This window comes from Kitasatospora sp. NPDC058218 (genome assembly GCF_042882445.1).
Classification (GTDB): domain Bacteria; phylum Actinomycetota; class Actinomycetes; order Streptomycetales; family Streptomycetaceae; genus Kitasatospora.
In genome coordinates this window covers 1-24,948 of the sequence record NZ_JBHVWC010000101.1, presented here as the reverse complement: position 1 = coordinate 24,948, position 24,948 = coordinate 1, and the positions used below count along the sequence as shown (strand labels likewise).

General features: G+C 75.7%; 21 protein-coding genes. 13 read left to right on the top strand and 8 right to left on the bottom strand.

Annotation, left to right across the window (positions count from 1 at the left end):
• On the top strand, positions 1–4,860 hold a 4,860-nt coding region (locus tag ACFVYI_RS40005), incomplete at its 5' end, for an SDR family oxidoreductase (protein ID WP_387894701.1).
• A gap of 73 nt (positions 4,861–4,933) precedes the next feature.
• Here the strand turns inward: ACFVYI_RS40005 and ACFVYI_RS40000 are convergent.
• On the bottom strand, positions 4,934–6,631 hold the full coding sequence (locus tag ACFVYI_RS40000) for a fatty acid CoA ligase family protein (protein WP_387894699.1): 1,698 nt from the start codon (positions 6,629–6,631) through the stop codon (positions 4,934–4,936).
• 435 nt (positions 6,632–7,066) lie between these two features.
• Here ACFVYI_RS40000 and ACFVYI_RS39995 point away from each other — a divergent pair, with 435 nt between their 5' ends.
• Positions 7,067–7,942, top strand: coding sequence for an SDR family NAD(P)-dependent oxidoreductase (locus ACFVYI_RS39995; protein WP_387894698.1), 876 nt, complete (start codon positions 7,067–7,069; stop codon positions 7,940–7,942).
• A gap of 23 nt (positions 7,943–7,965) precedes the next feature.
• Here ACFVYI_RS39995 and ACFVYI_RS39990 read toward each other — a convergent pair whose 3' ends face one another.
• Positions 7,966–8,691 carry an alpha/beta hydrolase gene (locus ACFVYI_RS39990; protein WP_387894703.1) on the bottom strand — a complete coding sequence of 242 codons (726 nt, stop codon included), beginning with the start codon at positions 8,689–8,691 and terminating at the stop codon, positions 7,966–7,968.
• A 194-nt stretch (positions 8,692–8,885) separates the two neighbouring features.
• Complete coding sequence (locus tag ACFVYI_RS39985; protein WP_387894697.1) at positions 8,886–9,239, bottom strand: DUF6401 family natural product biosynthesis protein; 354 nt, start codon at positions 9,237–9,239, stop codon at positions 8,886–8,888.
• A gap of 173 nt (positions 9,240–9,412) precedes the next feature.
• Here ACFVYI_RS39985 and ACFVYI_RS39980 point away from each other — a divergent pair, with 173 nt between their 5' ends.
• The 6 genes from ACFVYI_RS39980 to ACFVYI_RS39955 all read left to right on the top strand — a co-directional run bounded on the left by ACFVYI_RS39980 (position 9,413) and on the right by ACFVYI_RS39955 (position 14,650).
• On the top strand, positions 9,413–10,339 hold the full coding sequence (locus ACFVYI_RS39980) for an LLM class F420-dependent oxidoreductase (protein ID WP_387894696.1): 927 nt from the start codon (positions 9,413–9,415) through the stop codon (positions 10,337–10,339).
• Between the two features lie 329 nt (positions 10,340–10,668).
• Complete coding sequence (locus tag ACFVYI_RS39975; protein ID WP_387894695.1) at positions 10,669–11,337, top strand: AAA family ATPase; 669 nt, start codon at positions 10,669–10,671, stop codon at positions 11,335–11,337.
• Positions 11,338–11,630: 293 nt separating this feature from the next.
• On the top strand, positions 11,631–12,641 hold the full coding sequence (locus ACFVYI_RS39970) for a zinc metalloprotease (protein ID WP_387894693.1): 1,011 nt from the start codon (positions 11,631–11,633) through the stop codon (positions 12,639–12,641).
• A gap of 296 nt (positions 12,642–12,937) precedes the next feature.
• On the top strand, positions 12,938–13,402 hold the full coding sequence (locus ACFVYI_RS39965; protein WP_387894692.1) for a universal stress protein: 465 nt from the start codon (positions 12,938–12,940) through the stop codon (positions 13,400–13,402).
• Positions 13,403–13,530: 128 nt separating this feature from the next.
• The gene (locus ACFVYI_RS39960; protein WP_387894691.1) at positions 13,531–13,743 is read left to right on the top strand and encodes a cold-shock protein; all 213 of its coding nucleotides are present in this window, start codon (positions 13,531–13,533) and stop codon (positions 13,741–13,743) included.
• Positions 13,744–13,792: 49 nt separating this feature from the next.
• On the top strand, positions 13,793–14,650 hold the full coding sequence (locus tag ACFVYI_RS39955) for a DNA-formamidopyrimidine glycosylase family protein (protein WP_387894690.1): 858 nt from the start codon (positions 13,793–13,795) through the stop codon (positions 14,648–14,650).
• On the opposite strand, the gene ACFVYI_RS39950 is transcribed toward ACFVYI_RS39955, so the two are convergent.
• The 3 genes from ACFVYI_RS39950 to ACFVYI_RS39940 form a co-directional block, all read right to left on the bottom strand.
• A complete protein-coding gene (locus tag ACFVYI_RS39950; RefSeq protein ID WP_387894689.1) occupies positions 14,598–15,233 on the bottom strand; it encodes a uridine kinase in 636 nt (211 codons plus the stop codon). The two genes, ACFVYI_RS39955 and ACFVYI_RS39950, sit on opposite strands and share 53 nt — an antisense overlap.
• 43 nt (positions 15,234–15,276) lie before the next feature.
• Complete coding sequence (locus tag ACFVYI_RS39945; RefSeq protein ID WP_387894688.1) at positions 15,277–16,596, bottom strand: PQQ-binding-like beta-propeller repeat protein; 1,320 nt, start codon at positions 16,594–16,596, stop codon at positions 15,277–15,279.
• Positions 16,597–16,749: 153 nt separating this feature from the next.
• Positions 16,750–17,073 carry a DUF4326 domain-containing protein gene (locus tag ACFVYI_RS39940; RefSeq protein ID WP_387894687.1) on the bottom strand — a complete coding sequence of 108 codons (324 nt, stop codon included), beginning with the start codon at positions 17,071–17,073 and terminating at the stop codon, positions 16,750–16,752.
• A 192-nt stretch (positions 17,074–17,265) separates the two neighbouring features.
• On the opposite strand from ACFVYI_RS39940, the gene ACFVYI_RS39935 reads away from it, so the two are divergent.
• From ACFVYI_RS39935 to ACFVYI_RS39925, 3 genes are all read left to right on the top strand, one after another.
• Positions 17,266–19,692, top strand: a complete 2,427-nt coding sequence (locus tag ACFVYI_RS39935) for a SpoIIE family protein phosphatase (protein WP_387894686.1) — start codon at positions 17,266–17,268, stop codon at positions 19,690–19,692.
• Positions 19,693–19,838: 146 nt separating this feature from the next.
• A complete protein-coding gene (locus tag ACFVYI_RS39930) occupies positions 19,839–21,545 on the top strand; it encodes a sensor histidine kinase (RefSeq protein ID WP_387894685.1) in 1,707 nt (568 codons plus the stop codon).
• 96 nt (positions 21,546–21,641) lie between these two features.
• Positions 21,642–22,310 carry a response regulator gene (locus ACFVYI_RS39925; protein WP_387894684.1) on the top strand — a complete coding sequence of 223 codons (669 nt, stop codon included), beginning with the start codon at positions 21,642–21,644 and terminating at the stop codon, positions 22,308–22,310.
• Between the two features lie 62 nt (positions 22,311–22,372).
• Here ACFVYI_RS39925 and ACFVYI_RS39920 read toward each other — a convergent pair whose 3' ends face one another.
• Complete coding sequence (locus tag ACFVYI_RS39920) at positions 22,373–22,804, bottom strand: Lrp/AsnC family transcriptional regulator (RefSeq protein ID WP_387894683.1); 432 nt, start codon at positions 22,802–22,804, stop codon at positions 22,373–22,375.
• Positions 22,805–22,874: 70 nt separating this feature from the next.
• Between ACFVYI_RS39920 and ACFVYI_RS39915 the strand changes: the two genes are divergently transcribed.
• Positions 22,875–23,591, top strand: coding sequence for a LysE family transporter (locus tag ACFVYI_RS39915; protein WP_387894682.1), 717 nt, complete (start codon positions 22,875–22,877; stop codon positions 23,589–23,591).
• Between the two features lie 111 nt (positions 23,592–23,702).
• Here the strand turns inward: ACFVYI_RS39915 and ACFVYI_RS39910 are convergent, their stop codons facing one another.
• On the bottom strand, positions 23,703–23,897 hold the full coding sequence (locus ACFVYI_RS39910; protein ID WP_387894681.1) for a hypothetical protein: 195 nt from the start codon (positions 23,895–23,897) through the stop codon (positions 23,703–23,705).
• Between the two features lie 220 nt (positions 23,898–24,117).
• Between ACFVYI_RS39910 and ACFVYI_RS39905 the strand changes: the two genes are divergently transcribed.
• The gene (locus ACFVYI_RS39905) at positions 24,118–24,906 is read left to right on the top strand and encodes a transglycosylase family protein (RefSeq protein WP_387894680.1); all 789 of its coding nucleotides are present in this window, start codon (positions 24,118–24,120) and stop codon (positions 24,904–24,906) included.
• The last annotated feature ends 42 nt before the right edge of the window (positions 24,907–24,948 follow it).

Below are 24,948 nucleotides of genomic sequence, written 5' to 3'. Positions count from 1 at the left end.
CAGGGCTCGCAGTGGCTCGGGATGGGTGTCGAGCTGCTGGCGGAGTCGGAGGTCTTCGCCGCCCGGATGGCCGAGTGCGCGGAGGCGTTGAAGCCCTTCGTCGACTGGGACCTCTTCGACGTCGTGCGGGGCGCGCCCGGGGCGCCGTCGCTGGAGCGCATCGACGTGGTGCAGCCGGTGCTGTTCTCGGTGATGGTGTCGCTGGCGGCGGTCTGGCGGTCCTACGGGGTCGAGCCGTCGGCCGTGGTGGGGCATTCCCAGGGTGAGGTGGCGGCGGCCTGCGTGGCCGGTGTGCTGACGCTGGCGGACGCGGCGCGGCTGGCCGCGCTGCGCAGCCGGGCCCTGGCCGGACTGGTCGGCCGGGGTGGTCTGGCTCCGGTGTTCCTGCCGGTGGAGCAGGTGCGCGAGCGGCTGCGGGGCTGGGAGGGCCGGCTCTCGGTGGCGGCGGTGAACGGACCGGGCAGCGTGGTGGTGTCGGGCGATCTCGACGCGCTGGGCGCGTTCGTGGCGGCCTGCGAGGCGGACGGCGTTCGCGTCCGCCGGGTTCAGGCCGGCGTCGCCTCGCACGGGCCGCAGATCGAACTCGTTCGCGACGAGCTGGTCGAGGTCCTGGCGCCGGTGGTGCCGGGACCGGCCGCGATCCCGTTCTACTCCTCGGTGACCGGGCGGCCGATGGCGGGGGAGGAGCTCGACGCCGCCTACTGGTACGCCAATCTGCGGCAGGCGGTGGAGTTCGAGGCCGCCACCAGGGCGCTGCTCGACGACGACCACCGGGTCTTCGTCGAGGTCAGCCCGCATCCGGTGCTGGCGGCCGGCATCGAGGACACCGTCGAGACCACCGGCACCACCGCCACCGTGACGGGCACGCTGCGCCGTGACGACGGCGGTGCGGCGCGGCTGTCGGAGTCGGTGGCCGGGCTCTGGGCGGCCGGTCTGCCGGTCGACTGGAGCACCGCCACCGCCGGCGGCCGCCCGGTCGAGCTGCCCACCTACGCCTTCCAGCGCCGCCGCTTCTGGCTCGACGCGGACCCGGAGGACGAGCCGGACACCGACGGCCGGCCCCTCGCGGACCAGCCGTTCTGGGCCGCCGTCGAGCAGGGCGACATCGAGGCGCTGGCCCGCGCGCTGGGCGCCGGCCCGGACGGGGGAGCGGCCGTCGACGCCCTGGCACCGGCCCTGCCGGTGCTCGCCGCCTGGCGGCAGCGGCAGCGGACGCAGTCCGTCGTGGACGGCTGGCGGTACGTGGTCGACTGGCAGCCGCTGCGCGAGCCGTCCGCGCCGGCCCTGACCGGCAGGTGGCTGGTGGCGACTCCCGCCGGCCACACCGGCGACCCCTGGATCGCCGGGGCCGAGCGGGCCCTCGCCGAGCACGGCGCCCGGGTGCTGCGGATCGAGCTCGACCCGGCCGGCGACCGGGCCCGACTGGCCGGGCGGTTGCGTGAACTCGCCACCGGGGACGAGCCGTTCGCGGGCGTGCTGTCCCTGCTGGCGCCGGCCGGGCAGCCGCATCCCGAGCACCCCGCGCTGTCGGTGGGTCTGGTGCTCACCCTCACCCTGGTGCAGGCCCTCGGCGACGCGGGCCTCGCGGCCCCGCTCTGGTGCGCGACGCGCGGCGCGGTCTCGGTCGGCGCCGCCGACCCGCTCGACGCCCCCGGCCAGGCCGCCCTCTGGGGTCTGGGCCGGACGGTCGCCCTGGAGCACCCCGACCGCTGGGGCGGCCTGGTCGACCTGCCCGAGCGGCCGGACGCGCGGGCGGGCGCCCGGTTGTGCGGCGTGCTCGCCGGGATCGCCGACGAGGCCGAGGTGGCCGTCCGGTCCGGCGGCCTGTACGCGCGCCGTCTGATCCGCGCGGCCGCCCCCGGCACAGCCCCCGACGGCGCCCCCGATCAGGGCGCGCCCGCCGGCTGGCGGCCGCGCGGCACCGTGCTGCTCACCGGCGCCACCGGGGCGGTGGGGCCCTACCTCGCCCGCTGGCTGGCCCGCGGTGGGGCCGAGCACCTGGTGCTCACCAGCCGCTCCGGTGCCACCGGTCCGGCGACGGCCGCGCTCCGGGCCGAACTCGCCGCCGGTGGCACGAGGTTGACGGTCGCCGCCTGCGATGTCGCCGACCGGTCCGCACTCGCCGCGCTGGTCGACCGGCTGGCGGCGGACGGCACCCCGGTGCGGGCCGTCGTGCACGCCGCCGCCTTCATCCGGCTGAGCTCGCTGGACGCCACCACCCCGGCCGAGTTCGCGGAGGTGGTCGCCGCCAAGGCGGACGGCGCCCGCCACCTCGACGAGATCTTCGACCGGGACGAGCTGGACGCCTTCGTGCTCTTCTCGTCCGTCGCCGGCGTCTGGGGCAGCGGCGACCACGGTGCCTACGCGGCGGCCAACGCCTACCTGGATGCCCTCGCGCAGCAGCGCCGGGCCCGCGGGCTGCGGGCCACCTCGGTGGCCTGGGGGCTGTGGAACACGCCGGACCGCTGGGGCGCCGAGGGCCCCTCCAAGGCCGCCGAGAGCCGGTTGTTCCGCCAGGGCCTGCCCCTGATGGACCCCGAACCGGCCGTCGCCGCCCTCCAGCAGGTCCTGGACCGCGACGAGACCTTCGTCGCCCTGGTCGACGTGGCCTGGGACCGCTTCGTCCCGACCTTCGCCTCGGCCCGGCCGCGACCGCTGCTCGACGCGATTCCCGAGGCCCGCCGAGGCCGGCCGGCCGAGCGGCAGGAGCAGGAGCAGGCGGCGGACGTGCTCTCCCGGTGGCGCCGCCGCCTGGCGGGCCGCCCGGTGGCGGAGGCCGACCGGGAGCTGCTGGAGCTGGTCACCGGGACGGTGGCGGCGGTGCTCGGCCACGCCTCGCACGAGACGGTCGCGACCGGGCGGCCCTTCCGCGAACTCGGCTTCGAGTCGCTGGCCTCGGTCGATCTGCGCAACCGCCTGAACGCCGCGACCGGCCTGCGGCTGCCGACCACCGTGGTCTTCGACCACCCGACGGTCCTCGCGCTCGCCGGCCGGCTCCGGACCGAGATCCTCGGGGAGTCGCCCCGGGCGGCCGAGCAGCCGGCGGCGGGCACCGGCAGCGGGACCGGCACCGACGACGACCCCGTCGCGATCGTGGCGATGAGCTGCCGCCTGCCGGGCGGCATCCGGACGCCCGAGGAGCTGTGGCGGCTGCTCGACGCCGGCACGGACGCCGTCTCCGGCCTGCCCACCGGGCGCGGCTGGGACCTCGCGGGCCTCTACCACCCGGAGCCGGGCCGCCCGGACACCACCTGCACGCGGGAGGGCGGCTTCCTCCACGACGCCGCCGAGTTCGACCCCGGGTTCTTCGACATCGGCCCGAGCGAGGCGCTGGCGATGGACCCGCAGCAGCGGCTGCTGCTGGAGGCCTCCTGGGAGGCCGTCGAGCGCGCCGGCATCGACCCGCACACCCTGCGCGGCAGCCGGACGGGCGTCTACATCGGGTCCCGCTACCAGGGGTACGGCGCCCAGGCCGAGGTCACCGACGAGCTGACGGCACACCTGGGCCTCGGCGACGTGATCAGCATCCTCTCCGGCCGGGTCTCCTACACCCTCGGCCTGGAGGGCCCCGCGGTCACCGTCGACACGGCGTGCTCGTCCTCGATGGTGGCCCTGCACCTGGCGGCCCAGGCCCTGCGCCAGGGCGACTGCTCGCTCGCCCTGGCGGGCGGGGTCACGGTGATGTCCTACCCCTCCGAGCTGGTCGGGCTGAGCCGCCTGGGCGAGCTGTCGACGGACGGCCGGTGCAAGTCCTTCTCGGCCGAGGCGGACGGCATGGGGATGGCCGAGGGAGTGGCCGTCGTCCTGCTGGAGCGGTTGTCGGACGCGCGCCGCCACGGGCACCCCGTGCTGGCCCTGGTCCGCGGCTCGGCCGTCAACCAGGACGGCGCGAGCAACGGGCTGACCGCGCCCAACGGAGCCGCGCAGCAGAGGGTGATCCACCAGGCCCTGGCGAACGCGCGGCTGACGCCCGATCAGGTCGACGCGGTCGAGGCGCACGGTACCGGCACGGCGCTGGGCGATCCGATCGAGGCCACCGCACTGCTGGCCGCGTACGGGGCCGGCCGGTCGCCGGAGCGGCCGCTCTGGCTGGGCGCCCTGAAGTCCAACCTCGGGCACACCCAGTCGGCGTCCGGGGTGGCCGGAGTGATCAAGATGGTGCTGGCCATGCAGCACGGCGTGCTGCCCAGGACGCTGCACGCCGACCGGCCGTCGCCGCGGGTGGACTGGTCGGCCGGGGAGGTCAGGCTGTTGACCGAGGCGCAGCCCTGGCCGCGGACCGGTCGGCCCAGGCGGGCCGGGGTGTCCTCGTTCGGCATGAGCGGCACCAATACGCACGTCGTCCTGGAGCACGTCGCCGAGCCCGATCCCGAGGACACCTCGGTGCCCGAGCAGGCACCGACGCCCGAGGACACCTCGGTGCCCGAGCGGGCCGGCGGTCCGCTGCCCTGGGTGCTGTCGGGCCGCAGCGCGACCGCGGTGGCCGCCCAGGCGGAGCGCCTCGCCGCCTTCGTGGCGTCCCGGCCCGAGCTGTCCGCCCGGGACGTCGCGTTCTCGCTGGCCACCGGCCGGGCGGGCCTGGAGCACCGCGCGGTGGTGCTCGCCGCCGACCGGGAGGGCTTCCTGGGCGGCCTGAAGGCCCTGGCCGAGGGGGTGCCGGCCGAGAACGTGCTCGCGAGCGGCCCGGCCGGCCCGGACTCCGCGCCGCGGGCGGCCGGGCCGGCCGGCTCACCGGAGGCGCTCGCCCGGCAGTGGGTGGGCGGATCGGCCGTCGACTGGCGGACCGCCCTGTCCGGCGGTCGGCACGTGGACCTGCCCACCTACGCCTTCCAGCGCCGTGCCTTCTGGCTGACGCGCTGACCCGAGGGCTCCTCGCAGGCCGGTCCGGGCGGTGCTCCCGCCCGGACCGGCCCGCGGGGGTGCGCGGGGGAGCTCAGGCGTGAGCGGCCGTCTGCTGCTCGGCCCAGCCGGCCAGTTCCTCGCGCCCGATCTTCGCGTTGTGCCGGATGTCGACCGGGAAGCCCGGGTGCCGCAGGAACTCCTGCAGCCCCGCCGTCAGCGGCTGGTCCGCGCCGAGCCGGCGCAGCTCGGTCAGGAGCTCCGGCCACTGCTCCTCGCCGACGCCGGGTTCGGTCTCCACGCACACCACCGGGCGCTGGGCGCCGGCGGCCCCGATGCCGACCAGCGCGCTGCGTCGGACCAGCGGGTGCGCGTTGAAGACCCCCTCGCACCGGACGGTGTGCAGGTCGCCCTCGGCGGTGCGGACCCGCTGCGCCCGGCGCCCGCAGAACCAGAGGCGGCCGGCGTCGTCCAGGTAGCCGAGGTCACCGGTGCGGTGCCAGCTCCGTTCGGGGCCCGCCGCGGGCCGCTCGCGGATCTTGTACTGGGCGTTGGCGTCCGCGGTGGCGTGGTAGCGCGGGCTGACCACGTCCCCCGACACCACGATCTCGCCGATCTCCCCGGGCGCGACCGCGAGGCCGGCCTCCCAGTCCGGCAGCGGGTCGTCGCTGACCCGCACGATCCGCACGTCCGTCCCGTCGACCGGCCGGCCCACGCAGGTGCCGTCGCCGAGCGCGCCGCGGGCCGCCGTCTCGCCCAGGATCTCGGCCGACTCGATCGAGGAGATCGGCATCGCCTCGGTGGCGCCGTAGGCGACGTGGATCCCGGTCCGCTCGTCCAGCACCCGGCGCAGCGAGGCCACCAGGTCCGGCGGGACGGGCGCTCCGGCGGACACCACGCTGCGCAGGGCGGGCAGCGGGGTGCGCTCGCGCTCCAGGTATGCGGCGAGGACGCGGAACAGCGCGGGGGAGCCGAACACGGTGGACACCCCGAACCGGGTCAGCGCCGCCGTCAGCAGTTCCGGGTCCGCCTGCGCCACCTTGGCCGGAGCGATCGGCGCCAGGACCATGGTGGAGCCGTAGATCAGGTCGAACAGCCCCCAGATCGGGACGGTGACCAGGGAGACGTCGTCGCGGTCGCGCCCGTGCGCGGCGTGCATCTGCCGGGCCGTCGCGGTGGCCATCCGGTGGACGCTCTCGACGCCCTTGGCCGCCCCGGTGCTGCCGGTGGTGAACGCGATCATCATCAGGTCGTCGCCGGTCACCGGCTCGGCCGGCGCCGATCCGGTACCGCCGAGCAGGCCGTCCAGGGTGTGGCCGCCCCAGAACCAGCGCCGCCCCAGTGTCACCTTGATCCGGACGGTGGCGAAGGTGCGGCGGCCGAGCACCCGGACGGCGTGCGCGACCGAGGGCCCGACGAAGGCCTCCGCGCCCACCGCGCGGTAGCAGTTGAGCATGCGTTTGATGCCCATGCCCGGGTCCACCACCACCGGCACGGCGCCGATCCGCAGCAGTGCGAAGACGAGGATGTACAGATCCGGTCCGGGCTTGGGCATCAGGATGGTCCGCATGCCCGAGGTGATCCCGATCCGACTGAAGCCGGTCGCCAACTCCTCGACCCGGCGCTGCAGTTCGCCGTAGCTGAGCTCGCGGTAGCGGATCCCGCCGTCCGGCTCGCGGCCGTCCGGGTGGATGATCGCGGTCTTCTCGGGGGAGGTGCGGGCGTGCCGCTCCAGGTAGTCGGCGAGGCCCGCTTCGGCCTCGAACGGGTGCCGGGGGGAGGCGGCCATCATCGGGCCGCCCGTCCGGCGGCGGGTCCGGATCCCGCGGGTACGGCGCGCGCGGGTACGGCTTCGACGCGGCTGCGGTGCCTGGCAGTCAACACTGGTTCTCACTCCTCGGAGTCCACACGAAGGCGCGCTCTCCCCGCAGCGCCGCCCTGACACGTCGCACCGGGCGGCACCCGGTGCCCTGGGCCATGGCCGGCGGCACCCGGTGCCGGTGGGACTCGGACGACAGGAGTGACGCTACCGGCCGGGGCGATCACCGTGGTCGAGAACCGTCAAAAAGGGTCGTGCGCGGTCCACCCGCCCCGGGGTCGGGTGGCGGCGGTCTGCGACGAGCCTCCTGAGACGAGACGTTCCGTCTTGACGAGTGGGTCCGGAGGGGCGATAGTGGAGCCATCGGAACGAGACGAAACGTCTCGTCTTAATCGACGGGAGCCGCCCATGCGCACCTCAGCCGGAAGCACCACCGACCGGGTCTGGTTCATCACGGGCGCCAGCCGTGGCCTCGGACGCGCCTTCGCGGACGCGGCACTGGCCGCGGGCGACCGGGTCGCGGTCGCCGCGCGGAGCACCGGGCCGCTGGAGCGGCTGGCGGCGGCCCACCCCGGGCGGGTGCTGCCCCTCGGGCTGGACGTCACCGACCGGGACGCCGTCTTCGCGGCCGTCGCCGAGGCCGTCGGCCACTTCGGCCGGCTCGACGTCGTCGTCAACAACGCCGGGATGCTGTCGATGGGCATGGTCGAGGAGTTCGGCGAGGCCGAGGCCCGGGCCCAGTTGGACGTCAACTTCTTCGGGGCGCTCTGGGTGAGCCAGGCCGTCATGCCCATCCTGCGCGAGCAGGGCTCCGGGCACCTCGTGCAGATCTCCAGCATCGCCGCCCTCGGCGGCTTCCCGAGCACCGGGCTCTACAGCGCCAGCAAGTTCGCCCTGGAGGGCCTGAGCGAGGCGCTCGCCATGGAGGCGGCCGGTTTCGGGGTGAAGGTGAGCATGGTCCAGCCCGGCGGCTACTGGACCGACCTCTACACGGCGATGCACAGCACCGGCGCCCTGGCGGCCTACGACCCGCTCCGGGCCGAGCTGGCGAAGCAGTTCGCCGAGGGCTCGATCGACAGCGACCCGAAGCTCGCCGCCGAGGCGCTGCTCAAGCTCGTCGACAGTGACGAGCCGCCGCTGCGCCTGCTCCTGGGGAGCATGGTCTACGACCTGGCGTTCGACATCGCGCGGAGCAGGATGGACACCTGGGCCGCCTGGGAGGGCGTCAGCCGCGCGGCGGAACACGCGGTGCCCGCCCCCGGGGCGATGGTGGACGCCGCGTGACCGCCCGGCCGGGCCGTGCCGCGTCAGGCGTCGGTCGGCAGGGCCGGCGTGCGGCGGCGCGGCGGTGCGGTGCGCGGCTGGGCGGGGAGCGGGAGGTCGAGGGCCTCGGCGGTGTCGGCGGGCAGGCCGAACGCGGCGGCGACCTCGGCGGGGAGGTCGCGCAGGCCGAGCAGACCGGCGCAGAGGCGGGCGGTGGCCCGGTGCCAGTCGGCGGAGCGCTGGAGCAGGGCGTGACCGCTGCCGACCACGGTGTAGCCGCAGATCCGGGCCCCGACCGAGCGGCTGCGGGCGGCGAAGGCACGGGTGTCGGCCGGGCCGGTCACCCGGTCGCGGTCGCCGTGCAGCATCAGGACGTCCCGGCCGGCGAGCTGCTCGCACGGGTCCTGCGCCGGGCACCACGGTGCCAGCGCGACCACGCCGGTGACGTTCGGGTGGCCCGCCGCGCGCAGCGCCGCCCGCCCGCCCATCGAGTGGCCGACCAGCAGGGTCGGCACGTGGCCCAGCTCCTCGGCCAGGTCGCCGAGCGCGGCGCGGGTGTCCCGGGCGGCGTCGGCGCGGTCGCCGTTCCAGCCACGGTGGCGGTAGCGGACCGTGCCGATCGCGACCCCGGCCCCGGCGGTCTCCCGGCGCAGGGCACGGACGAAGCCGTACATCCGCAGGCCGGGCAGGTTGAGCGGGCCGGGCCGGCTGCGGCTGTGCTCCTCGCCGCCGTGCAGGACCAGCACCGCGGCCGCCGGGCGCTCGGGCAGCTCCCGCCAGACCAGCGCCCGGTGCCCGGCCGCGTTCCCCTCGCGACCCGTCCGGACCGTGCTCCCCGTGTCGCCGCTCACCCTGTACCGTCCCGCCCCGCCGTCCGTTCGTTGGACCGCCACTGTACGCGCAGCCCGACCGGCGGCGGGGCCCACTCGGGAGGATCGTTCCGGCCGGACGGTACGGTCCGCCGTCAGGCCGGGAGCAGGCCCTGCTCGCGCACCAGCCAGCAGATCGCGGTCAGCCGGTGCACCGCGAAGTCGTAGCCCACCGGCTCCCGCCACCCGATCTCGGTGAGCGCGTCGAGGAACCCCTGCGCGTACTCCGACAGCTCCGCGCGCCCCACGGTCAGGGGCAGCAGCTCCGGCCCCTGCGCGTACAGCAGCTCGCGCAGCTGGGCGACGTGCTGGTCGACCGCGGCGACGAAGCCGGGCTCGAAGGCGAACTCGGCCAGCCGCGGCGTGAAGGCGGCGACGATCCCGGGCAGCGGGCAGCCGGCCGGCTGGTGGGGGGAGCCCCGGTGGGACTCGTCGGGCGTGGCGAACATCCGTCCAACGGTAGGCGAGCGGACCCGGGGGAGCGGCCGCGCCGGCTGAGACCTTGGCCACCCCGCCGGTCGACGGCGGCCCGCTGCCGCGCGCCACCGCCGGCCGCGGCGCCACCCGGCCGAAAGTGCGGATCGCCCGTGAGCACGGGGTGGTCTGTACCAGAATGGACCGCATGGATCTTCGAATCTTCACCGAGCCCCAGCAGGGCGCGAGCTACGACACGCTGCTCCGGGTGGCGCGGACCGCCGAGGAGCTCGGCGCCTTCAGCGCCTTCTTCCGCTCCGACCACTACCTCCGGATGGGCGGCGCGGACGGCCTGCCCGGCCCCACCGACGCCTGGATCACGCTGGCCGGCCTGGCCCGCGACACCAGCACCATCCGGCTGGGCACCCTGATGACCGCCGCCACCTTCCGGCTGCCCGGCGTGCTCGCCATCCAGGTCGCCCAGGTCGACGCGATGAGCGGCGGCCGGGTCGAGTTCGGCCTCGGCGCCGGCTGGTACGAGGAGGAGCACGCCGCGTACGGCATCCCCTTCCCGAAGGAGAAGTTCGGGCGGCTGGAGGAGCAGCTGGCCATCATCACCGGGCTCTGGAACACCAAGGTCGGCGACACCTTCGACTTCGTCGGCGAGTACTACCGGCTGACCGAGTCGCCGGCGCTGCCCAAGCCCGCCCAGCAGAGGATCCCGGTGCTGGTCGGGGGCAAGGGCCCGACCCGGACCCCGGCGCTGGCCGCCCGCTTCGCCGACGAGTTCAACCTGCCGTTCGTCTCGGTGGAGGAGAGCGCCGCCCAGTTCGGCCGGGTCCGGGCCGCGGTCGAGCGGGCCGGCCGCCGGGCCGACGACCTGGTGTACTCCAACGCCCTGGTCGCCTGCGTGGGTCGGGACGACGCAGAGGTGGCCCGCCGGGCCGCCGCGATCGGCCGCGACGTGGACGAGCTGAAGGCCAACGGCCTGGCCGGCACGCCCGACGAGGTGGTGGCGGCGATCGGCCGCTACGCCGCCGTGGGCACCGAGCGCGTCTACCTCCAGATCCTCGACCTGGACGACCTCGACCACCTGGAGCTGATCGCCTCCCGGGTCGCCCCGCAGCTCGGCTGACCCGGCTCGCGACCGGGCCGGCGCCGTCCGCCGGGCCGCCGCCGTCCACCCGCGTCGCCGAGGCGGCCCGGCGGCCCCGGGCCGGTGGGAACGTGCCGGTACGAACGCGCCGGTACGCATGCGTGGTTCCGGGGGTGCGGTGCGTGGGCGTTGTGCGGGAGGCGTCGTGCCGGCGTGAAAGGGCTCGGCCGTACCGGCGCTGACCACTAGTCTTTACTCTCTCTTGAAGGGGGAAGGCTCCTTCGGGAGGCGGGGGCCGGGGAGCCGGCGCCGCGGAGTCAGGGGGAGTGCCGGTGGTTGAGGTCGGGGTGTCCGGGGCCAAGGTGCCCGTGCCGAGATCGGCGTGCGCCGCCGAGGTCCGCCCGGTCGCGGCGGTGCTGCGTCCGCGCGGCCTGCACGACCTGCGCCGGGGGCCCGGCGGGCCGGTGCGCGGCGGGGCGGGCTCCACCGGGGTGCCGGCCCAGGCGCTGCACTACCGGGCCGATGATCTGCTGATCGTCTCGGGTCTGCCGGGGAGCGGCAAGAGCACCCTGATGCGCCGGTGCATCCGTGCCCCGCTGATCGACTCCCAGCAGGTGCGGGAGGAGTACGCGGCCCGGCTGCCCGGCTGGATGCCCTACTTCGTCTACCGCCCGCTGGTGCGGGCCGCGCACTACCGGCGGCTGCGCCGCGCCGTGCTGGCCGGCGGCCCGCTCGCGGTGCACGACTGCGGCACGCTGCCCTGGGTGCGGAACTGGCTGGGCCGGGCGGCCGCGCGGCAGGGGCGGCGGGTGCACCTGGTCCTGCTGGACGCCAGTGCGGACGAGGCCCGGGACGGCCAGCACGCCCGGGGGCAGCGCGTCTCCGCCTACGCCTTCGCCCGGCACCGCGAGTCCGCCCGGCGGCTGCGCGGGAGGCTGGCGGGCACCGGGGAGCCACCGGCGGGCTGTGCGTCGGCCGTGGTACTCGACCGGGCCGGTGCGCGCGCCGTGCGGGAGATCGTCTTCGTGGCGTCGTAGTCTCGGCGAGGCGGTGCGGGGCCGCCCACCCGACCCGCCCGGATGGCCTTGCGAGGTCCGCCGGACGGACGGAGCGTCAACTTTCGGACAACTCGGGGGCGTCACCCCGATCGCGCGGCACCGGAAATGTTCCACCTGTGACCGGTGTCACTCGATCGGGCTTCCGGATTATGTCCGATATGTCGTCAGAACTTTCAGGCCGGAACCGGCCTGACGCGTACACGCGGCCCTGCGTAGCCTAGGCTCGGCGGCCCCCTCCGCCGCCCCCCACAACTCCCCCCTCAGGAGCGCAGATGCGTCGTTCTGCCCGCGTACCCTCGCGTGTCCCCCGCAGATTCCTCAGCGCCGCAGCCCTCGTCGCAGCCCTCGGGCTCACCCAGTTCGCCGTCCCCTCGGCGTTCTCCACCGCCGCCGCGCAGGCGCCCGACTCGGTCGCCGCCCCGTGCGTCGGCGGGGAGGGCCAGGACGCCGGGGCCCGCAAGCCCGCCGGCAGCCCGGGCGGCCAGGAGCCCAACGCCGTCACCGAGGCCCAGGCCGCGGCCATGGACGCGGACCTCGCCGCCCGCGTCGCCCAGCTGGCCCACTCCTCCCAGGGCAACGCGCTGCTCGCCCCCGGCACGCTGGCCGCCACCACGACCGTCCCGGTGTACGTGCACGTCGTCCACGCCGGATCGACGGGCAAGCTCAGCGCGACGGACATCAGCCGGCAGATCTCCGTCCTCAACGCCGCCTACGGCGGCCAGGGCGCGGGCAACACCGCCAGCCAGTTCCAGTTCCAGCTGGTCGGCACCGACTACACCGACAACTCGACCTGGTACAACGGCATCACCCCGGGCTCCTCGGCCGAGCGGTCGATGAAGAGCTCGCTGCGCAAGGGCGGGGCCAACGCCCTCAACCTCTACACCGCCAAGCTCGGCCAGTCGCTGCTCGGCTGGGCGACGTTCCCCAGCTCCTACCGGTCGAACCCGAGCGACGACGGCGTGGTCATCCTCGACAGCTCGTTCCCCGGCGGCTCGGCGGCGAACTACAACGAGGGCGACACCGTCACCCACGAGGTCGGCCACTGGCTCGGGCTCTACCACACCTTCCAGGGCGGCTGCGGCGGCCAGGGCGACTACGTCTCGGACACCCCGGCCGAGAAGAGCGCCGCCTACCAGTGCCCGGCGGGCCGCGACACCTGCACGGCCACCGGTGTCGACCCGATCCACAACTTCATGGACTACACCTACGACTCCTGCATGACGCAGTTCACCCCCGGCCAGGTCGCCAGGATGTCCAACTCCTGGGCCGCCTACCGGGCCTGACGGCCCCGGTCGTCCGACAGCGCTGGCGGGTGCGTGGGTGATGGGGCCCGCGCACCCGCCAGTACCAGTGCCGCCCCCATGCGGGCGCCCCTGGGGGCGTCCGTCGGCGCCCTCCGGGTTGGTGTCGGTGAAGCCGGCGGTGCGTCGCTGCTTCCTCGGCAGCGGGCCGGGATCGCACAGGGTTCGAAAGCGTTCGACGCCTCCGGCGTGGCAATTGGCGACCATATGTCCGCATCGATCTATGTTTGGGGGTCAGCGGCAGGTGAAGCCGCGGTAGTCGAGCAAGGAGCAGCGGCATGGCCAACAGCGCGAACCCCCGGATCGTCGTCGGCGTGGACGGCTCGCCCGCCTCGGAGCGGGCGCTGCGCTGGGCGGTCGACTACGCCAAGCTGGTCGGCGGCGGCGTCCAGGCGATCGCCGCCTGGGAGTACCCGGCGTTCTACGGCTGGTCCGGACTCGCCGTGCCGCCGGCCGAGGGCTTCAACCCCGAGGAGCTGGCCGGGCGGACGCTCTCCGAGACGGTCGCCAAGGTCGTCGGGGACGACGCCGGCGTCCGGATCACCGAGGCCGTGATGCCCGGGAACGCCGCGCAGGCCCTGCTGGAGGCCGCCGCCGGCGCCGCGCTGGTGGTGGTCGGCAGCCGGGGCCTCGGCGGGTTCTCCGGTGCGCTGCTCGGCTCCGTCAGCCGCCACCTCACCGAGCACGCCCCCTGCCCGGTCGTCGTGGTGCGCGAGCAGCAGGCGCCGCCCACCGCCGCGTGACGGACCACCGCGGTCGGCGAACTGCAGCACCCCGAAGAGCCGGTGGAGCAGGCCCTGAAGGCCGCCGAAGGAAATGACCCCCGGGCGCCCGGTCGCCCGGTCGGAGAACGAGAATCGAGGGAGTGGACATGTCGCAGCGCCAGTCGGGCACGGTGAAGTGGTTCAACGCCGAGAAGGGGTACGGCTTCATCACCCCCGAGAGCGGGCCCGATCTCTTCGTCCACTTCAGGTCGATCCAGGGCGAAGGCTTCAAGAGCCTGCAGGAGGGCCAACGGGTCACCTTCGTCGCGGCGCAGGGCGAGAAGGGCATGCAGGCCGACGAGGTCGTCGCGGAGGACTGAGCCGGTCGCACACGCGCCGCCCGGCCGCCGCGCGGGAGAGGATGGAACCATGCCAGAAGGCGACTCCGTCCACCGCGTGGCGGCCCGGCTGCACGAGGCGCTCGCCGACCGGGTGCTGACCACCGCCTACCTGCGGGTCCCCGCGCACGCCACCGCCGACCTCACCGGCCGGCGGGTGCTGGAGGTCGCCGCGCGCGGCAAGCACCTGCTCACCCGGCTCGAAGGCGGCCTCACCCTGCACACCCATCTGCGGATGGACGGCCGCTGGGAGGTCTACCAGCCCGGCGAGCGGTGGGCCGGCGGGCCCGCCTGGCAGATCCGGGCCGTCCTCGGCACCGAGCACGGTACGGCGGTCGGCTACCGGCTGCCCGTCGTCGAGCTGCTGCGCACCGCCGACGAACAGCGCGTCGTCGGCCACCTCGGGCCCGATCTGCTCGGCCCCGACTGGGACGCGGCCGAGGCCGTCCGCCGGCTGCTCGCCGAGCCCGGCCGGCCGCTCGCCGAGGCACTCCTCGACCAGCGCAACCTGGCCGGCATCGGCAATGTCTACGCCAACGAGCTCTGCTTCCTGGCCGGTGTCACCCCGTGGACGGCGGTCGGTGAACTGCCGCGCCCCGAACGGTTGGTGGAGCGGGCCCGGCAGCTCCTCGACGCCAACCGGCTGCGTCCCGGGCACGTCACCACCGGTGACACCCGGCCCGGCCGCCGGCACTGGGTGTACGGCCGGGCCGGGCGTCCGTGCCCACGCTGCGGTGCCCTGGTCCGGACGGCGGCCCAGGGCACCCCGCCGCAGGAGCGGGTGGCGTTCTGGTGCCCGCACTGCCAGCGCGGACCGGTACCCGAGGTGCGCAGCGTTAGCGGCGCTCGACCAGGGCCGGGTGGCGGGGGTCGTCGACCCGGACGGTGAGGTCGGCCGCCTCGGCGGGGACGGTCTCGGCCTCGTAGCGGGCGAAGGCGGGCAGCGTCCAGCGCTCCTCGGGCGGGGTGCGGCGGGCCAGCGCGGCCGGGCCGAGCGCCAGGTGGACGGTCAGCTCCAGCGGCAGCCACCGGCCGAGCAGCAGCGCACCGTCCAGCAGCAGAACCCCACCGGCCGGGAGAGGGGTGTACGGCGCGCGGGTCGCGCGGTCGGTGACCGGGTCGCGCAGGGACGGCAGGACGAGGCCGGTGCCGCCGGGCTCCAGTGGGTCCAGCACCTCGCGCAGCAGGGCGCCGTCGTCCAGCCAGAGGTCGTGGTAGGCGTCCGGGTCCTGCTTGCCGTACTCCAGCCGGACCGAGGCCGGCCGGAGGAAGGCCGCGGCCGACACCCGCAGGGTCGGGCGGCCGCGCACCCGCAGCGGCTCCACCAGCGCGTCCGCGAGCGCCCCGGGCAGGGCGGCCGGCGCGCCGTCCACGGCGACCCGCAGCCACCGTTCGCCGGCGCCGGGCAGGGCGGTGATGCGGTCGGCGAGGCGCTCGGCGAGCCGGTCGGGCGAGATCGGGTGTACCTGCACGCCGCCATCCTCCCCCGGCACGCGACGGGCCGAGGGGCCGGGGTCAGCCGAGGGGGAGCGCGTGCAGGACGTCGTCGTGGCCGGCGTACAGGCGGGTGGGGTCGTTGGAGAGCGACCAGACGTCGACGCCGGGGCCGGAGTCGCGGAACGTCCAGCGCTCCTCGCCGGTGGCGGTGTCCAGGGCGCACACGCCCGCGGCGGCCGGGCCGGGCACGTAGAGGGTCGGCCCGGCGAGCAGCGGGAGGCTGCGGCGGTCCAGCCGGAACGGCAGGCGGTGCTCCCAGAGCCGGTCGCCGGTGGCCACGGCGTGCGCGGTGACCAGACCGTTGTCGCGGAACAGGTAGACCCGCGAGCCGTCGGTGACCGGCGGCAGGAGCCGCCACTCGTCGGCCGGTCCCGGGGTGACCGACCAGTGCGGGGTGCCGTCGGCGAGCCGCAGCGCCCGCAGCCCGGCCGGGCCCGCGGGGGCGTAGACGTGCTCCGCGTCGGCGACGGCCCACGTCAGGCCCACTTCGGCGGGCACCGCCCAGAGCCGCCTGCCGGTGGCGGCCTCCAGCAGGGCCAGGTGGACGCCGCCGGCCGAGCTGTCGAAGACCGGGACGCGGCCGCCGGCCGAGGTCAGCGGGGTGAGCAGCCGTTCGCCGCCGAGGGTCGCTCGGGTCCAGAGCACCCGACGGTCCGGGACGTGCACGGCGAACAGCTCGTCGCCGTCGGTGTACGGCCGGGGCAGGACCTCGCCGTACACGACGTCGCCCGCGCAGCCGAACAGGGCGACCGCGCCGTTGCCCGACTCCGGCAGCGGCAGGCTCCAGTCCGACGCCGGATCGGTGAGGTGACGGCTGTCGACGTGGCCGTTCGAGGTGGTGAACACCCGGTCGGTGCCGGCGACCACGTGGGTGCCCGGCTGGTCCAAGCCGTTCGGCCAGTCCGCTTTGACGGCGGTGAACGTCAGCATCCGCAGGGGCTTGCCGGTGGCCGGGTCGAGCACCTGGAGCCCCTCGCGGGTGAGGAAGACCGGGACGGCGGGGCGCCCGCTCAGCCGCTCGGGCGCCATCGGCTCCCGGCCCCGGTACGTCCAGAGCGGCTCCGGTCCGACGAGCCGGGTGGGCAGCGGCCGGGGCGGGGCGGGGGCCGGCTCGCCGGCCGAGCGGGCGAACGCCCAGGCCGCGGCGCCCGCCGCCAGCAGGCCGGCGCCGGCCAGCAACCGCCGCCGGGTCGGCCGGGGGCCGCCGCCCTCCTCGCCGCCGCCGCTCAGCACGTCGGCCGGTGCGGTCGGCCCGTCGTCCGTCTCGTCCCACTGCCAGGCGCCGCCGCCCTGGTCGGACGCCGTCGGTCGGGCGGGGTCGGACGGTGCCGGCTGCATGGGTGTACTCGCTTCCCCCGGGGCAGCCGATGTGCTGCGCTGTCCGACGGAGGATATCGAAGCCCGTCCGGACGGTTCGCAGGCGGCCGGTCACCGCGGGCGCCCGTGGCCGGTCCGCCCGGCCGGTCCGCTCCGGGCGGCGGGGGCGGGGCCTCAGTGGCCGTGGTCGGCCAGGTCGGCGAGCACCTGGGCGTGGCAGGGGAGGGGGACGCACCAGCAGCCGAGCCGGCGGCCGCGCAGCGCCGGGACCAGGGCGAGCAGGTCGGGCCGGCCCAGCAGGTGGGCGCGGTAGTCGAGCAGCATCCGCTCCCGGGTCAGCGTCGGGCCGGGCCGGAAGGGGCAGTGCAGCGGGGACTCGTCGAGGTGCCAGCCCCCGCGGTGCACGGCCCGGCCGACGTAGACGACATCGGCGTAGTCGGGGTCGTCGAGATGGCCCTTGAGGTTGACCACGGTGGTGCGGCCCCGGTCGGTCGGCATGGTGACCATGGTGGCGCGACCGGGCCGGGTCGGCACGCGGGGCCCGCCCCGGCTCGCCTTGACAGTCTCTTGACCCGGGCGTAGCAAGGGAAGATGCGCCAGGGTGTGCCGGCGGACCGGCCCGGTCCGCACGTGACCGGCGGTACTCGGGCGGCGCGACCCGACACGCGCCGTCCCCGGGAGCGCGATGCCGTGGCCGGGGCGACGCACGAGCGGGACGCGTTGCTCGCGACCGCCGTCCGCAGGGTGCTCGCCGAGACCGACGCGTACGGCGGGATGGTCTACCTGCGTGCCCGGGACCGGCGCTCGCTGGTGCTCTGCACCATCGCGGGCGTACCGCTGTCGATCATCACGCCGTTCCGGCGGATCGCGGCCGCCGGGCCGATGCCGGTGGCGGTCAGCTTCCGGACGGGCCGCACGATCGCGCTGGCCGACACCGAGGACACCATGCGGCGCTTCCCGCAGCTCGCCGTCGGCATGCCGTACGACTACGCCTCCGCCTGCGTGCCCGTCAAGACCGGCGAGGAGACGTACGGGGTGATCAGCGTGCTGTGGGCCGCCTCGGACAACGGGGTGCCGCGCGGCGCGCAGCGGCACCTGCGGGTGGTGGCCGACGGGCTGGCGGCCGCGCTGGCGGCCCTGGACGGGCACGGGCGCCTGATCGAACCCAACGGCGAGACCACCGTGGTCGAGCTGGCGCCGCCCTCCCCGCCGACCACCCGGGTCGGCCTGTTCGACTGGAACCTGGCCACCGGGGCGCTCTCCGCGGACGAGCAGTTCTGCGAGATCTTCGGGCTGTCGCCCGCCGAGTTCGACGGCCGGGCGGTCACCCTGACCACCCGGATCGCCCCCGGCGACCTGCCGGAGTTCCGGGCCGCCGCCCGGGCCGCACTCGACCACGGACGGGTGCTCGCGGCCCGGGTCCGGGTGCTCGACCACGAGGGCCACCCGTACCCGGTCGAACTCTGGGGCCGCGTCCCCGAGGGCAGCGGGCCGGACGGCCGCTCCCACCTGGTCGGCGCCGTACTGGACACCCGCACCGGCACCGCCGCCGCGGCCGCGGTCGAGCGGCTGCGCGACGGCGTCTTCTCGCTCGACCCGGACGGCCGCATCACCTACGCCAACCGCAGCGTCGAGCGGCTGTTGCACGCCCGCCGCGAGGACCTGGTCGGCCACCACCCGTGGGACGTGCTGCCCTGGCTCGCCGACCCGGTGTACGAGAACCGCTACCGCGCCGCGATGCTCTCCCAGCAGCCCACCGCCTTCCTCGCGGCCCGCCCGCCGGACGGCTGGCTGGCGTTCTCGCTCTACCCGGACACCCACGGCGTCACCGGGCGGGTCGTCGCCGCCGACCCGCCCGCCGGGGCGGCCGAGCCGCCGGCCGAACCCCCGCCCGGCACCCGGACCAGCGTCGGGGCGATGTACCACCTGCTCCAGCTCGCCAGCGCGCTGAGCGAGGCGGTCACCGTCCGGGAGGTCTGCCAGGCCGTCGCCGAGCAGATCCTGCCGGCCTTCGGCGGCCAGGAGCTCGCCATCTACACCGTCCGGGACAAGCACCTCCATCTGGTCTCCCAGACCGGCTACCCGGACGGCTTCCTGGACCGCTTCGAGGGCACCCCGGTCGGCGCCCGCGTGCCCGGCGCCGAGGCGCTCAGCTCCGGCACGCCGATCTTCCTCGAGTCCGTCCACGAGCTCGCCGTCGCCTATCCCGGCATCGCCCTGGACGAGATGGGCGCCTGGGCCTTCCTGCCGCTGATCGCCTCCGGTCACCCGGTCGGCAGCTGCATCATCGGCTTCGACGAGTCCCGCGTGTTCACCGTCGAGGAGCGCGGACTGCTCACCGCCCTCGGCGGCTTCATCGCCCAGGCCCTGGAGCGGGCCCGGCTCTACGACGCCGAGTTCGCCCTCGCCCGCGGCCTCCAGCAGGCCCTGCTGCCGCACCGGCTGCCGCACCTGGAGAACGTCCGGATCACCGCCCGGTACCTGCCCGGCACCCAGGGGATGGAGATCGGCGGCGACTGGTACGACGCCATCGTCACCGGCCAGGACCTCAACCTGGTCATCGGCGACGTCGAGGGCCACAGCGTCGGCGCCGCGGCCACCATGGGACAGCTGCGCAGCGCGGTGCGGGCCTTCGCCGCCAGCGGGCACCCGCCGGACGAGGTGCTGACGCGCACCAACCAGCTGCTGCTCGACCTCGACCCCGGGCTGCTCGCCAGCTGCTGCCTGATCCGGCTCACCCCCGCCGACGGCACCGCCCGGATCGCCCGCGCCGGCCACCTCCCGCCGGTGCTGCGCCACCCCGACGGGAGCACCGAGGCGCTCTACGTGGCGGGCGGGCCGCTGCTCGGCGTCGACCACCGGGCCGAGTACCCGGTCAGCGAGTTCCGGATGGCCCCGGGCTCGCTGCTCGCGCTCTACACGGACGGACTGGTCGAGGACCCGGCGGTGGAGATCGACCACGGCGTGGACCGGCTGCGCGTCGCCCTCACCGGCGCGGCCGGGGAGCCCGGCGGGGAGGAGGACGGCCTGGAACGGCTGGCGGAGCGGCTGCTGCACGAGGTCGGCTCCACCCACCGGGTCGACGACGTGGCGCTGATGCTCACCGCGTACGGGTGAGGCGCCGTGGCGGTACCGGTGAGGCGCCGTCGCGCCGGCAGCAGCCGTGGCGTCCGGAGCGCCGGTGGCGGGGGCGCGACTTTCGTCGGGGCGAGGAGCGACGAACGGTGGCGTCGCCCCGGGGTGCGTTTCGCTAGCCTCGCAGGGTGGACGCGATAGCGAAGGCCTGGTCGAGGGCAGTACGAACGGCGCTGCGGACGGCGCTGCCCGGGCCCTGGCGGACCGGGCTGGTGGTGCGGGAGGCCGGCGGCGCGCTGCTGCTCGGCACGCTCGCGGTACTGATCGACGTGGCCTCCCACGAATGCCTCTGGCCGGTCACCGGGCTGGGGACCGCCGTGCTCTTCCTGCTCCGGCGCGGCCTGCCCTCGACCGTGCTGCTGCTCACCGCCGTCGTCGCCGGGTGGGGCGCCGGGCCGCTGCCGCTGCTGGCCTGCGCCGGCTGGTCGGCCGGCGCCCGGGTGAAGCGGGTCGGCGTGCTGGCCGGGTCGTTCGCCGGTGCCCTGCTGCTGATGACGGCCACCGGCGCGGTGAAGGACGCCGGGTCGGCACCGATGAACCTGATCATCGGGTTCTCCGTGGGCGGCTTCCTGCTGCTCGCCGTGCTGCCCGCGCTCTGGGGCCGTTACCGGGCCCAGCGCCGGGCCCTGCTGGACGCGATGCGCGAACGCAACGAGCAGCTGCTGCGCGAGCGGACCATGGTGGCGCACCAGGCCCGGCTGCGCGAGCGGCACCGGATAGCCCAGGACATGCACGACAGCCTGGGCCACCAGCTCGCCCTGATCTCCGTGCACTCCGGCGCGCTGGAGGTCGACCGCACCCTGTCCGACCGGCAGCGGGAGGCGGTCGGCGTGCTGCGGCTGGCCGCCGTCACCGCGATGCGCGAGCTGCGCGAGGTGGTCGGCGTGCTGCACGACGAGTCGACCGCGCCGGCGCCCGCGCCGGTCGGCGCCCCGGCTGGCGGCGGAGTGCGCACGGGCGGCCTGGAAGGCATCGGCAAGCTGGTCGAGTCCTCCCGGGCGGCCGGGACGCCGGTCTCCTTCGGGGAGGACGGCGAGCGCCGGCCGCCGGCCGCCAACGTCGGCCACGCCGCGTACCGGATCGTCCAGGAGGCGCTCACCAACGCGCACAAGCACGCCCCCGGCGCGCCCATCACCGTCGCGCTGCGCTACGAGCCGGACGCGCTGGTGGTGGAGGTGACCAACCCGCCGGCGCCGGAGCCGGTCGGGGTACGGGCGGGAGCCGGGGCGGCGCCGGTCAGCGGCGGCCAGGGGCTGACCGGGCTGCGCGAGCGGGCCCGGCTGGTCGGCGGGATGGTCCATGCCGGGCCGACCGTCGAGGCCGGGTTCCGGATCGCCGCCGTGCTGCCGTACGAGGGGGCCGGCGGCGAGCCGGCCGCCGATCCGGCGTTCGGGCCCGGCCCCGCGGGGGAGGAGTCCTGGGTGCTGGACGCGCTGCCGTCGGTCGACGGCGGGACCGGCGTGCGGCGGCGGCGCAGCCCGGCGATCGGCTGCGCGGTCGGCGGGGCGGTCGTGCTGCTCACCGTGCTGGGACTGCTGGTGTGGGGCGTGCTGGCCTTCATCGGCGCCGCCAACGACGCGACCGTGGAGCGCTCGCTGTACGACTCGATCCAGGAGGGCACGCCCGAGGCGGAGGTGGTGGGCCGCCTGCCGGCCGGCAACGGCTTCTTCACCAAGGACTACGAGGGCAGCGGCCCGACCCCGCCGGCGGGGTCGTCCTGCCGCTACTTCCTCTCCGGGGACACGACCGGCGCGGGGCGCGAGGACGCCGTGGCCCGGTTCTGCTTCAAGGACGGCGTACTGGTGGAGAAGCAGCACTATCTGGGGAGGTTCTGAGGCCCCGCGGCCGAGCGGGTGACGGCGCCGCCCCAGGAGGTGTGAGGATGGTGCCGAGCAGCACCACCCGCACCACACCGAGGGGGATGACCAGCAGTGATCCGAGTCCTCGTCGCCGACGACGAGCCGCTCATCCGGGCCGGGATCAGGATGATCCTGTCCTCCGCCGACGACATCGACGTGGTCGCCGAGGCCGCCGACGGCCGGCAGGCCCTGGACCTCGCGCTGGCCCACCGGGTCGACGTCGTCCTGCTGGACATCCAGATGCCGGTGATGGACGGGCTGACGGCGCTCGGCGAGCTGCGCCGGGTGGCGCCCGGCGCGCGGGCGCTGATCCTCACCACCTTCGGGGAGCGCGACAACGTCCTGCGCGCCGTGACCGAGGGCGGCGCCGGTTTCCTGCTCAAGGACACCGCGCCCGCCGAGCTGATCCAGGCCGTCCGGGCCGCCGCCACCGGGAACGCCTTCCTCTCGCCCGCCGCCACCCGGCACATCGTCGACTCGCTGGCCGGAGCCCGCAGCGGCCCGGCCGCGGCCCGGGGGACGGCGGCCCGGCAGCGGCTGGAGGTGCTGACCGCGCGCGAGCTGGAGGTGCTGGCGCTGCTGGGGGAGGGCCTGTCCAACGCGGACGCGGGCGGCCGGATCCACATGAGCGAGGCGACGGTGAAGACGTACGTCAGCCGGATCCTGGCCAAGCTGGGCTGCGACAACCGGGTGCAGGCGGCGCTGTTGGCGCGCGACGCGGGGCTCGGCGGCGCGATCTGACCCGCTCGGTGCCGCGGCCTCCGCGCCGCGATCTCCGCGCCGCGGCCGCGGCGCGGAGCGGGTCAGCGGGTGGCGATCCGCAGGGCGAGGCGGGTGCTGGAGTGCGCGGCGCCCGCCTCGTGCTTCAGCCGGCGCAGCAGCTGGTCGAGCCCGGCGGCGTCGGCCACCCGGGCGCGCAGCAGGTAGTCGTACTCGCCGGTGACATGGGCGGTCTCGGTGACGCCGGGCAGTCGTAGCGCCGTGGTCTCGAAGGCGTCGCTGTCCGTCTCCGGCCGCAGCCGGACGTCGACGAAGACGGTCAGGCCCGGGCGAGCGGTGTCGGCGGCCGGGTCGACCAGGGCGGTGAAGCCCCGGATCACGCCGGTCCGCACCAGCCGGCGGACCCGGTCGGCCGTCGCGTTGGCGCTCAGGCCCACCCGGGCGCCGAGGTCGCGGTAGGAGATCCGCGCGTCCGCGCGCAGCTCGCCGAGGATTTCGCTGTCGAGGGCATCCATACCGCGATTGTCGCGGCCCGGGCCGGATTCCGGCTGCCGTTGTCGCGGCGGCTGCGCCACGGTGGCCGGTATGACGGACGGGACAGGCACGGCAGGCATGGCGGGCGCGGCGGCGGCGGTGGCAGCGGTGACGACGGCCGTGGTGGCCCTGGCAACCGGGACGGTCGGGGCCGGCACGGCAGCGGCGGCCCTGGCGGGAGTCGGGGCGGGGCTGGGCGTGGCGGTGCCGCTGGGGGCGGTCGGGGTGCTGTTGCTGGAGGAGGGGCGGCGCGGGCGCGCGGCCGCGGTGTGTGCGGCGTGCGCGGTGGCGTTCGTGGACGCGGCGTACGCGGCGCTCGCCACGGCGCTCGGCTCCCGGTGGGCGTCGACTCCTGCCGGCTGGGAGACCTGGGCCCGGGCGGGTTCGGCCGTGGTGCTGACGGCGGTGGCGGTCCGCGGGCTGCTGGGCCTGCGCCGGCCACCGGCCCCGGCCGCCCCGGGCCGTCCGGGGGCGGTGGGCGGTCCGCTCCGGGCCTTTCTGCGGTTCACCGCGCTGACGGCGGTGAATCCGACGACCGCGCTCTACTTCGCCGCGTTGGTCACGGGCGGTGGCGGCCCCAGGAGCGGCGCGGGCGGGGTGGCCTTCGTCGCGGGTGTGCTGGCGGCCTCGCTGCTCTGGCAGCAGCTGCTGGCCGCGGTGGGCGTCTCGGTGGGTGCGCGGCTCTCGGCGCGGGCCCGCAGGCTCAGCTACTGCGTCGGCTACGGACTGGTCGTGTGCTACGCGCTGCGCACGGCGTGGCCACGCTGAGTCATGGGTGTGGGCGATGCCACGGCGGCGCCGCGCGGAACCGGGAACTCCGGCGGCGGTGGTGACGGTCCGTCGGTCGGTCATCGCACTCCGTCGACGGTGTGGGCGGCTTCACAGATGGACAGGTGTGAGCGAGGGCACGGAAATTGACCATTTGATCTTGAAAATGTTGTCAAACACGTTCATTTCGGGCACGGTTTCATGATCGATACCGCCGGTAACAGTCAACTGACCTGCGGTGTCCAAGAATTGCTTGAAGCCGCACCTGAGGGCCCGTAGCTTCATTGGCGGTGCAACGAGCACCACCCGGGTTCACCCCCGACGCACAGCCCGCCGACTGACCCCCGGCGCGAGGGCCGTGCCCGTTGACGCGACCGGCTCGAACAGGCCGTCGGCGAGCGGGGGTGGCCGGGGCGGCGCGGCACGTCCGACACGTGCCCGGCCGCCCGTCGAGTGAGGTGAGCGCGACGGCCCTGCCAAGGGTCTGGTTCCGCCTGCCCGCCCGGGGCTTGTCGAGAGGACTTTCATGACGATCCGTAACGAGACCGCCGCTGCCACCACCAACACCACCACCGCCGGGAAGCGCCGCAGCCGTGCCCGTCTGGTGCTGGTCGGCGGGGCCGTCGCGGCCCTCCCGGTGGCCGGCCTCGTCACGGCCACCTCGGCCTCCGCCGCGTCCACCTCGACCTGGGACGCCGTCGCCCAGTGCGAGAGCGGTGGCAACTGGAGCATCAGCACCGGCAACGGCTTCTCCGGCGGACTGCAGTTCACCCCGTCCACCTGGGCCGCGTACGGCGGCACCGCCTTCGCGTCGCAGGCCAACCAGGCGACCAAGGCGCAGCAGATCTCGGTCGCCGAGAAGGTGCTCGCCTCGCAGGGCCCCGGCGCCTGGCCGGTCTGCTCGGCGAAGGCCGGCCTGACCAAGGGCGGCGCCCCGGCGGCCGTCGACACCTCGGCCCCGGCCGCCCCCAAGGCCGCGGCTCCCAAGGCCGCCGCCCCCAAGGCGCAGCAGCCGGCCAAGCCCGCGCAGACCCCGCAGGCGAAGCAGGCCCCGAGCAAGCCCGCGCAGGGCGACCAGGTTCAGAAGTCGCAGAAGACGCAGTCCTGGAAGTCCCAGGACGCCGCCAAGCCGACCAAGCCGGCCGCCGTCGACCGGAACACCTCCGGCGGCAGCTACACCGTCAGGAGCGGCGACACCCTGAGCGACATCGCGGCCAAGTTCGGCACCGACACCGCGAGCCTGCACGCCAAGAACGTCAAGGCGATCGGCGGCAACCCGGACCTCATCTTCCCGGGGCAGACCCTCAGCGTCTGACGCCTCCCCGCATCCGCGCCGAGCGGCCGCCCCGTCCAGGGG